A 1,161-nucleotide genomic window follows, 5' to 3' on the forward strand; every position below is an offset into this window, starting at 1 on the left:
TCATACCGAATCCACTGAATCACTAACCATTGAGGGCAACGGCCCAGTGGAAGCCGGACGCCCCGTGAACGACCTCGGGGTGGCCCATCAGCCACCGGCATCGCTCGGCCACCGTCTCCTCCATCGCCTCCAGGTCCTCGAAGCCCTGATTGGCCACCGCCTCGCGAAGCAGCGGCCAGAGCGGCTCGACCGGCTGCAACTCCGGCGTGCACGGCGGCAGCCGATGCAGCACCACGTTCGCGGGAACCTCCAAACGCTTGGCGAGGTGCCAGCCGGCGTTGTCGACCACCACGACCAGGAGCTTGCGGCCCTCCGGATCGGCCCAGCGGGCGAACTCCGCCAGGGCCGCGGCCATCCACTCGGTGTTCGCCGCCGGCAGGATCAGCTCCAGGCTTCGGCCGCTGGCCGGGTGGACGAAGCCATAGACGTAGAGCCACTGGTACTTGGTGCGGCCGTGCGCCGTGGGACGCCGCCCCTTGATCGCCCAGACCCGCCGGGCGATCGGCTTGAGCCCGAGCCGGGCCTCATCCTCGGCCCAGAGTTCGAGGGTCGTCTCCGGATGCCCGCGGCGGAGCCCGTCGAGCCGCCGGGCCAGGTCGTCTTTTCCACGCCCGCACTTCGGCGGGCGTGGCGGCCTCCGGATGATGGGGGCGCGGCACCTGCAGCGAGAAGCCCAGGCCCCGCAGCCAGTTCCAGCCGGTCTGGACGCAGACGGTGATCCCCCAACGGTCGTGGACGTAAGCGGCGACCTTCGGCCCGGTCCAGAGCCCGCCGTCGGGCGGGGGGTGCTGCAGGGCGTCCCAGAGGTCGATCTGCTGGTCGGTCGAGAGCTTGCAGTGGCCGCCGTTGGTGGCGGCGCGGCGGTCGGCCAGGCCGTCCGGTCCCTGGGCGTTCCAGCGTTTGATCAGGGCACGGACCCAGACGGCCGACAGGCCGACCTGCGCGGCGGCCTGTGCGGGGCTGAGCGGGTCCTCCGGCCGGGTCACGAGCCAGAGGACCTGCCAGTGGGTCTTCTCGAGACCGCGACGGCAGCTGCGGTAGCGTCGGGCGATCTCCTCCGGGGGCAGGTGCAAGACGATCGGGAGTCGTGGGCGAGCCATGGGAACCTCCATGAGAACAGGAGATTCCCTTATAATAACCGATCAGATGGATTCGGTATCA

General features: G+C 69.9%; 2 protein-coding genes. Both read right to left on the bottom strand.

Going from position 1 to position 1,161, the window contains the following annotated elements:
• Window positions 1–22 precede the first annotated feature (22 nt).
• Window positions 23–643: an IS630 family transposase gene (locus AB1L88_RS26900; protein ID WP_367099808.1), complete on the bottom strand. Its 621-nt coding sequence runs from the start codon at window positions 641–643 to the stop codon at window positions 23–25.
• The gene (locus AB1L88_RS26905) at window positions 525–1,100 is read right to left on the bottom strand and encodes a winged helix-turn-helix domain-containing protein (protein ID WP_367099807.1); all 576 of its coding nucleotides are present in this window, start codon (window positions 1,098–1,100) and stop codon (window positions 525–527) included. Before AB1L88_RS26905 ends, AB1L88_RS26900 begins: the two co-directional genes overlap by 119 nt.
• Window positions 1,101–1,161 lie beyond the last annotated feature (61 nt).

This window comes from Tautonia sp. JC769, from assembly GCF_040717455.1.
GTDB lineage: Bacteria > Planctomycetota > Planctomycetia > Isosphaerales > Isosphaeraceae > Tautonia.